The 7,981-nt window shown below is 69.7% G+C and carries 10 protein-coding genes; 1 reads left to right on the plus strand and 9 read right to left on the minus strand.

Features of this window, described 5'->3' with window-relative positions; all coding sequences use genetic code 11:
* From AC2VON_RS18060 to hisD, 6 genes are all read right to left on the minus strand, one after another.
* Nucleotides 1-208 (minus strand): HisA/HisF-related TIM barrel protein (locus tag AC2VON_RS18060; RefSeq protein ID WP_486954184.1); only part of this gene is annotated, 208 nt, incomplete at its 3' end.
* 8 nt (nucleotides 209-216) lie between these two features.
* Nucleotides 217-945 carry a bifunctional 1-(5-phosphoribosyl)-5-((5-phosphoribosylamino)methylideneamino)imidazole-4-carboxamide isomerase/phosphoribosylanthranilate isomerase PriA gene (priA, locus tag AC2VON_RS18065; RefSeq protein ID WP_486954191.1) on the minus strand — a complete coding sequence of 243 codons (729 nt, stop codon included), beginning with the start codon at nucleotides 943-945 and terminating at the stop codon, nucleotides 217-219.
* A gap of 17 nt (nucleotides 946-962) precedes the next feature.
* Nucleotides 963-1,592, minus strand: coding sequence for an imidazole glycerol phosphate synthase subunit HisH (gene hisH / locus AC2VON_RS18070; protein WP_486954185.1), 630 nt, complete (start codon nucleotides 1,590-1,592; stop codon nucleotides 963-965).
* Nucleotides 1,589-2,203, minus strand: a complete 615-nt coding sequence (hisB, locus tag AC2VON_RS18075; protein WP_486954186.1) for an imidazoleglycerol-phosphate dehydratase HisB — start codon at nucleotides 2,201-2,203, stop codon at nucleotides 1,589-1,591. The genes hisH and hisB overlap by 4 nt, the downstream gene beginning before the upstream one ends.
* Nucleotides 2,200-3,345 carry a histidinol-phosphate transaminase gene (locus AC2VON_RS18080; protein WP_486954187.1) on the minus strand — a complete coding sequence of 382 codons (1,146 nt, stop codon included), beginning with the start codon at nucleotides 3,343-3,345 and terminating at the stop codon, nucleotides 2,200-2,202. Before AC2VON_RS18080 ends, hisB begins: the two co-directional genes overlap by 4 nt.
* Nucleotides 3,342-4,667: a histidinol dehydrogenase gene (hisD, locus tag AC2VON_RS18085; RefSeq protein ID WP_486954192.1), complete on the minus strand. Its 1,326-nt coding sequence runs from the start codon at nucleotides 4,665-4,667 to the stop codon at nucleotides 3,342-3,344. The genes AC2VON_RS18080 and hisD overlap by 4 nt, the downstream gene beginning before the upstream one ends.
* Before the next feature lie 142 nt (nucleotides 4,668-4,809).
* On the opposite strand from hisD, the gene AC2VON_RS18090 reads away from it, so the two are divergent.
* Nucleotides 4,810-5,220 (plus strand): nitroreductase family deazaflavin-dependent oxidoreductase, encoded by a 411-nt coding sequence (locus tag AC2VON_RS18090; RefSeq protein WP_486954188.1) that lies wholly within the window; start codon nucleotides 4,810-4,812, stop codon nucleotides 5,218-5,220.
* A 62-nt stretch (nucleotides 5,221-5,282) separates the two neighbouring features.
* Here the strand turns inward: AC2VON_RS18090 and nadC are convergent, their stop codons facing one another.
* From nadC to nadA, 3 genes are all read right to left on the minus strand, one after another.
* Entirely contained in the window at nucleotides 5,283-6,134 is an 852-nt protein-coding gene (nadC, locus tag AC2VON_RS18095; RefSeq protein ID WP_486954193.1) for a carboxylating nicotinate-nucleotide diphosphorylase, read from the minus strand.
* On the minus strand, nucleotides 6,134-7,711 hold the full coding sequence (locus tag AC2VON_RS18100; RefSeq protein WP_486954189.1) for an L-aspartate oxidase: 1,578 nt from the start codon (nucleotides 7,709-7,711) through the stop codon (nucleotides 6,134-6,136). The genes nadC and AC2VON_RS18100 overlap by 1 nt, the downstream gene beginning before the upstream one ends.
* A 15-nt stretch (nucleotides 7,712-7,726) precedes the next feature.
* Nucleotides 7,727-7,981 (minus strand): quinolinate synthase NadA (gene nadA / locus AC2VON_RS18105; protein ID WP_486954190.1); only part of this gene is annotated, 255 nt, incomplete at its 5' end.

Below are 7,981 nucleotides of genomic sequence, written 5' to 3' on the forward strand. Positions count from 1 at the left end.
CCTCCAGCATGGTGGCCCGCCCCGACGACGACGCGGTGACGTCGAGGAAGGTCAGCTCGTCGGCGCCCTCGGCGTCGTAAACGGCGGCCAGTTCGACAGGATCACCGGCGTCCCGCAGGTTCTCGAAGTTGACGCCCTTGACCACCCGGCCGTCGTCGACGTCCAGGCACGGGATGACCCGGACCGCCACATCGCTCTGCACACCCATGCCGTTGCCTACCCCTGCACCGCGGACAGCGCCTGGGGCAGCGTGAAGCGACCGGCGTAGAGCGCCTTGCCGACGATAGCGCCCTCCACGCCGGCGTTGGTGAGGGCGGCGATGGCGCGCAGGTCGTCCAGGCTGGACACCCCGCCGGACGCGATCACCGGAGCGTCGGTGCGCTCGGCGACGCCGCGAAGCAGACCGAGATTCGGTCCACCCAGCGTGCCGTCCTTGGTCACGTCGGTGACGACAAACCGCGAACACCCTTGCTTATCAAGACGTTCCAGCACCTGCCAGAGGTCGCCGCCGTCGGTCTCCCAGCCCCGGCCGCGCAGTCGGTGCACACCGTCGACGATCCGCACGTCCAGGCCGACCGCGATCCGCTCGCCGTACGAAGCGATCGCCTGCGCGCACCACACCGGGTTCTCCAGCGCCGCGGTGCCGAGATTAACCCGGGTGCAGCCGGTAGCCAGCGCCGCGCTGAGCGACTCGTGGTCGCGGATGCCGCCGGACAGTTCCACCTGCACGTCGAGTTTGCCTATCACCTCGGCCAGCAGCTCCCGGTTGGAGCCGCGGCCGAAGGCGGCGTCCAGGTCGACCAGGTGGATCCATTCGGCACCGTCGCGTTGCCAGCCCAGCGCGGCGTCCAGCGCCGACCCGTACTCGGTTTCACTGCCGGCCCGGCCCTGCACAAGACGCACCGCGCGCCCGTCCACCACGTCGACGGCGGGCAACAGGACCAGAGTCGGGGTCACCGGCTTCACAGGGTCCCCACCCAGTTGCGCAGCAGGGCCGCGCCGGCATCTCCACTCTTCTCCGGGTGAAATTGGGTCGCGGCCAACGGACCGTCCTCGACGGCGGCCAGAAACGGCACCCGATGGCACGCCCAGGTCAACAGTGCGCCGGGACCGTCGTCCCAATGTTGGGCGGCATACGAATGGACGAAGTAGAACCGGGCGCCGACGTCGAGTCCGTTGAACAGGATGCTGCCCGGTGCGGCATTCACCACGTTCCAGCCCATGTGCGGGACCACCGGGGCGTCCAGCCGGGTGACCGCGCCAGGCCATCGGCCGCACCCCACCGACTCGACACCGAACTCCACGCCGCGGGCGAACAGGATCTGCATACCGACACACACCCCCAGCACCGGTCGCCTGAGTTGCAGTCGCTCGGCAATGATCTTGTCCCCGTTGATGTTCCGTAGTCCCGTCATGCAGGCTGCGAACGCGCCGACGCCCGGTACCACCAGCCCGTCGGCGGCCACCGCGGCATCGGCATCGGGGGTCACTTCGACCGTGGCGCCGGCCCGCTGCAGTGCGCGCTGCGCCGACCGCAGGTTTCCCGAGCCGTAGTCCAGCACCACAACCTTCGGCCGGGGAACGCGGGTCACAGGGTGCCCTTGGTGGACGGCACGCCCCCCACCCGGGGGTCGCGCTCGACCGCCTGGCGCAGTGCGCGGGCGACCGCCTTGTACTGCGCCTCGGTAACGTGGTGCGGGTCGCGCCCGTAGAGGACGCGCACGTGCAGCGCTATGCGCGCATTTGCCGCCAGTGTCTCGAACACGTGCCGGTTGACGACGGTGTGATACGGGACCTTACTACCTGTAATTGTGGTGTGCTGCAGGTGATCCGGTTCCCCGCTGTGAACGCAGTACGGCCGCCCGGACACGTCGACGGCAGCGTGTGCCAGCGTCTCGTCCATGGGGATGAACGCGTCGCCGAACCGGCGGATGCCGGTCTTGTCCCCCAGGGCCTGCGCGAGCGCCTGACCGAGCACGATCGCGGCGTCCTCGACGGTGTGGTGCGCCTCGATCTCGACGTCGCCCTTGGCGTGGATCGTCAGATCGAAACCGGCGTGGCTGCCCAGCGCGGTCAGCATGTGGTCGTAGAACGCTATCCCGGTGTCGATGTCGGCCATCCCGGTGCCGTCCAGGTCCAGTTCGGCGACGATGTCGGATTCTTTGGTCTTGCGCTCGATGCGAGCGCGGCGGTGCTCGCTCACTCTGCCCCCTTCAGGCTCTCAACGGCTGCTGCCAGTTCGGTGTCAGCCAACCCGGCACTGACCGCCAGCAGCGTGTCGTTCTCCCCGGACAGTCCGATGGTTGCGCGCAGATATCCTTCGATGCCGACATCGCGGATCAAAACCCCGGAGTCAAGATAGCGCTGCCACGCTGCGGGCGCCTCGGTGAATCTGCCGAACAGCACGAAGTTGGCGTCGCTGGGGATCACCCGAAACCCCATGCCGGCCAATGCGCTTGAGACCCGCCCGCGTTCGGCAACGAGCTGCGCGACGCTGCCCAGCGTTTCGCCGGCGTGCCGCAACGCTGCACGGGCGGCAGCCTGGGTGACCGACGACAGGTGATACGGCAGGCGCACCAGCAGCATCGCCTCGACCACCGCCGGAGCACCGACCAGGTAACCCAGCCGCCCGCCGGCGAATGCGAACGCCTTGCTCATCGTCCTGGTGACGATCAGCTTGGCAGGATACTGCTCGATCAGCGCCGCCGCGCTCGGTCGCGACGAGAACTCCCCGTACGCTTCGTCGACGATCACGATGCCGGGTGCGGCGTCGAGCACCAGCTGCAGCTCGTCGAGTGAAATGCTCTGCCCGGACGGGTTGTTCGGGCTGGCGAGGAACACCACGTCGGGCTGCCGCTCGTTGATCGCGGCGGCGGCCACGGCGACATCGAGGCTGAAGTCGTCGGCGCGGTTGGCCACCAGCCATTCGGTCTGGGTGCCGCCGGCGATGATCGGATGCATCGAATACGACGGCACGAAGCCGACAGCGGTGCGGCCCGGGCCGCCGAACGCCTGCAGCAGCTGCTGCAGCACTTCGTTGGAGCCGTTTGCCGCCCAGACGTTTTCGACGCCGACCCGCACGCCGGTCTGCACGGTCAGGTAGGCGGCCAGGTCGGTGCGCAGCGCGACCGCGTCACGGTCGGGGTAGCGGTGCAGCCCCGCCGCTGCGTCACGCACCGAACGGGTCACGTCGTCCACCAGCGCCGGACTCGGCGGATACGGGTTTTCATTGGTGTTCAGCCGCACCGGCACCGTCAGTTGCGGAGCACCGTAGGGGGACTTGGCGCGCAGGTCGTCGCGCAGCGGAAGGTCGGCCAGCGTGACGTTGCGACCGGGTGTGCTCACTGCTCGAACCTCCGCCGCACCGCCTCGCCGTGCGCGGGCAGGTCCTCGGCGATGGCCAGGGTGACCACGTGTCCGGTCACGTCTTTCAGCGCGGACTCGGTGTAGTCGACGACGTGGATGCCGCGCAGGAAGCTCTGCACCGAGAGCCCGCCACAGTGCCGGGCGCTGCCTGCCGTCGGCAGCACGTGGTTAGACCCGGCACAGTAGTCGCCGAGGCTGACCGGCGACCACGGTCCGAGGAAGATCGCTCCGGCGTTGCGGATCCGGGCCGCCACCGCGGCCGGGTGGGCGGTCTGGATCTCCAGGTGCTCCGCGGCGTAGGCGTTGACTGCGCGAATGCCGGCGGCGAGATCGTCGACCAGGACGGTCGCCGACTGATGCCCGGTCAGCGCCGCGGTCACCCGCTTGCGGTGCCGGGTGGTCGCCAGCTGGGCGGTCAGCTCGGCCTCGGTGGCCTCTGCCAGCGCGATGCTCGGGGTGACCAGCACGCCGGCTGCCAGCTCGTCGTGTTCGGCCTGACTGATCAGGTCGGCGGCGACATGTACCGGGTCGGCGGTGTCATCGGCCAGGATCGCGATCTCCGTCGGCCCCGCCTCGGCGTCGATGCCGACCCGGGAGCGGCACAGCCGCTTGGCGGCGGTGACGTAGACATTGCCCGGTCCGGTGATCAGGTCCACCGGGGCCAGCTCGGCGCCGTCGGTGTCGGTACCGCCGTAGGCCAGCAGCGCCACCGCCTGAGCGCCGCCCACCGCCCACACCTCGTCGACGCCGAGCAGCCGGGCCGCGGCCAGCACCGTCGGGTGCGCCAAGCCGTGAAACTGGGCCTGCGGCGGGCTGGCCAGCACCACCGAGTCGACGCCAGCGGTCTGCGCCGGCACCACGTTCATCACCACGCTGGACGGATACACCGCGTTGCCGCCGGGCACGTACAGACCCACCCGCTCGACCGGAACCCAGCGTTCGGTGACCGTGGCGCCCGCGCCGAGGACGGTGGTGGTTTCGGTGCGGCGCTGGTCGGCGTGCACGGCGCGGGCTCGGGTGATAGCCTCCGTCAGCGCGGCCCGGACGTCTCGGTCGAGGCCGTCCAGCGCGGCATCCAGCTCGGCGACCGGCACCCTCACCGCGGCCGGCCGGACCCGATCGAAGTGTTCACCGAACTCCAGCGCCGCCGCCACGCCTCGCTCGGCGACCGCTTCGACGATCGGGCGCACCGTCGGCAGCACGGCTTCGACGTCGACCCCGCCGCGCGGCAGCACGGTCCGCAGCCCGGCTCTGGACAGGTTCGACAGGTCGGTGCCGCGCAGGTCGATGCGAGCCATCAACGCCGGCGAGTTGGTCATGCCGACCATTGTCCCAGAGCCGCACAAGTGGACCTCGCCGCACGTCGCTACAGACTGGCCACAGATGTGACCTGGCCGACATAGCATGACCGCACACCTACCGAAGCGAAGGAACGGAGTCGCCATGGCCGCCAACGATGACCCGAACAGCACCCCGAGCGTGCCGGCGCTGTTTCCGCCGTGGCTGGACCGGCTGCAGATCAAATACATGAACCCGGTGGTGAAACGGTTCGCGCGCTACCTGCCCGGGACCTCGATCATCGAGCACCGCGGCCGCAAGTCCGGCAAACCCTACGAAACCGTGGTGACCACCTACCGCAAAGGCAACCAGCTGGCCATCGCGCTGGGCCACGGCAAGGCCGACTGGGTGAGGAACATCCTGGCCGCCGGCGAGGCCGACGTCCGCGTGTACCGGCGGAAAATACACATCACCAACCCGCGGATAGTGCCCGTCGGTGGTGCCGATAAGTCGCTGCCGCTCGCGATCCGGCTCCAGGGACGCCGGGTGGCGGTTCTCGTCGCCGACATCGCCTGACCGTTCGGTTTCGGCGCGATCGTCGTCGGTGACCGCACAAAACCACGCCGAAATCACGTGACTCACATGTCCAAACCGATGTCGAGGACCCGCACCGAGTGGGTGAGCGCGCCGACCGCCAGGTAGTCCACGCCGGTGCCGGCGAAGTCCGCCGCGGTCTCCAGTGTCAGTCCGCCGGACGATTCGAGCAGTACCTCGCGGGCACGGGCGTTGCGGCACTGCACCGCCGTCTGGGTCTGCCAGACTTCGAAGTTATCCAGCAGCACCAGCTCGGGGATTTCGGCAAGCACGTCGTCGAGCTGGTCGAGCGAGTCCACCTCGACTTCGCACGCGGCGTCGGGGGCGGCGGCACGCACCGCCCGCAACGCCGCCACCACCGACCCGGCCGCCGCGACGTGGTTGTCCTTGATCAGCGCGGCATCGCCGAGCCCCATCCGATGGTTCACCCCGCCGCCGGCCCGCACCGCATACTTCTGCAACACCCGTAGCCCCGGCAGCGTCTTGCGGGTGTCGCGGATCTTCGCGCTGGTGCCGCGCACCGCGTCCACCCAGGCGGCGGTGGCGGTGGCGATCCCGGACAGGTGGCCGATCAGGTTCAGCATGGTGCGCTCGGCGGTCAAAAGGCCCTGGGTGCCCGCCCGCAGCGTCAACACCGGTGCACCCGGCCCGAGCAGCGTGCCGTCGTCAACCCGGTCCAGCACGTGGTAGCCCGCACGCCCAACTATCTCGTCGAGCACCAGCAGTGCAACGTCGACACCGGCGATCACACCGGGCTCGCGCGTCACCAGCGCCGCGTCCGTTTCCGCGTCGGCCGGCACTATCGCCGCGGTGGTGACATCAGGGCCGTAGCGCAGATCCTCGTGCAGGGCACGGGCGACGACCAGCCGCGCCTCAGCGAGTTCGGCTGGGCCCATCAGCACGCCGGCGCAGGTGTCTGGACCCGAACCGCGCCACCGGCGAGCCGCACCGTGGTGCTGCGCGCCTGGCCGGGATCGGTGTCCGGGTAGTCGGCGCGCTGGTGGCAGCCGCGGCTTTCATTGCGCGCCAGCGCGGCAGCCGTAACCGTCCGCGCCGCCAGCGTCAGCGCCGTATCCTCGAAGTCGGCGCAGCACTCCACTGTCCGTGCGTTGCCCTCCGACAGTTCGTCGGCCAGCCGCCGCAACCCGGCGGCGTTGCGAACCACCGATGCGCCGCGGGACATATTCTGCTGCAACGCATTACGCTCCAGCGCGGCGTCTGCGGTCCGGGCCAGCTGCGGCATCGACGCTCGCACGGCGCCAGCCGACACCGCATGCGCGGCGGCCGCAGCACCGGCGCGGCCGCCGACGACCAGTCCCTCCAGCAGGCTGTTGGAGGCCAGCCGGTTGGCGCCGTGCATGCCGGTTCGGCCCACCTCACCGGCGGCGAACAGCCCGGGCAGCTCCGTGCATCCGGCGACGTCGGTGATCACCCCGCCGCAGCTGTAGTGTGCACCGGGAATGACCGGGATGGGCTGACGCGCCGGGTCAATCCTCGCCGCCCGGCAGGCGGCGGTGACGGTCGGAAACCGGTTCTCGAAGTCGGCGATGCCGCGAGCGTCGAGATAGACACAGGCATCGCCGGTTTCCCTCAGCCGCCTGTCGATGGCCCCCGCCACCACATCCCGTGGTGCCAGATCACCCATCGGGTGTATGCCTTGGGTGATCGAACGTCCCTGGGCGTCAACCAGTTTAGCGCCTTCGCCCCGGACGGCCTCGGTGACCAGCGGCCGTCGACCGCCGGCGCGGCCGTCGTAGAGCATGGTCGGGTGGAACTGGATGAACTCCAGATCGCTGACCGCGACCCCGGCCCACAGCGCCAGCGCCACTCCGTCGCCGGTGGCACCGCTCGGGTTGGTAGTCGCGCGGTAGAGGTGGCCCAGTCCACCGGTGGCCAGCACCACCGACGCCGCGTGAATGATGCCCACTCCGTCGGCGTTGGCCACCAGCACACCGGTCACGGCATCGGCGTCGCGCAGGATCTGCAAAACCAAGTGATCGCGGCGGATGTCCAGCGTCGAGGCGGCACGGTTGATCGCGCGTTGCACCTCGGCTCCGGTGGCATCGCCGCCGGCGTGGATGATGCGGCGGCGCGAGTGCCCGCCCTCCCGGGTCATCGCCCAGTGTCCGCCCGGTTCGCCGTCGAATTGCGCACCGGCACCGGCTAACTCGACTACCGCACGGTATCCGTCGGCAACGATGGACGTCACCGCATCCGGGTCGCACAACCCGCCGCCGGCGGCAATCGTGTCGGCAACGTGCGCTTCGACCGAGTCGTCGGTGTCCGGCAACACCACCGCGATCCCGCCCTGGGCGTAATGCGTTGCGGTGCCGCCGGTTCCATCGCCGGCCTTGGTCAGCACCACCACGTTGCGACCGGCCTGCCGGGCGGCCCCCGCCGCGGTCAGCCCACCGATTCCGGTGCCGACGACGACGACGTCGGCCCGCTGCTGCCAGGCGGCGTCCAGAGTCACTCGGCTCACTTTGGCTTATTGAGCCACTGGGTTGGACCGCCCGATCGACACCATCCGCTGCACACTGCGCAGTGCCCGCCGCGCGATCGCGGGGTCGACGTGGATCTCGTCGGCACCCTCGATCAAGCAGCGCAACAGCGCCGCCGGGGTGATCATCTTCATGTATTTGCAGAACGCCTTGGAGTTGACCGCCTCGAAATCGACTTCAGGTGCCACCTTCTGCAGCTGGTAGAGCATGCCGACCTCGGTGGCGACCAGCACCTTCTCGGC

It is taken from the genome of Mycobacterium sp. TH-M82 (genome assembly GCF_057473605.1).

What these genes read in the sequence shown, in the direction of transcription:
- nadC (WP_486954193.1), bottom strand. Translation starts at nt 6,134, where the DNA reads ATGGGCCCAGCCGAACTCGCTGAGGCGCGGCTGGTCGTCGCCCGTGCC.
- AC2VON_RS18090 (WP_486954188.1), top strand. Translation starts at nt 4,810, where the DNA reads ATGGCCGCCAACGATGACCCGAACAGCACCCCGAGCGTGCCGGCGCTG.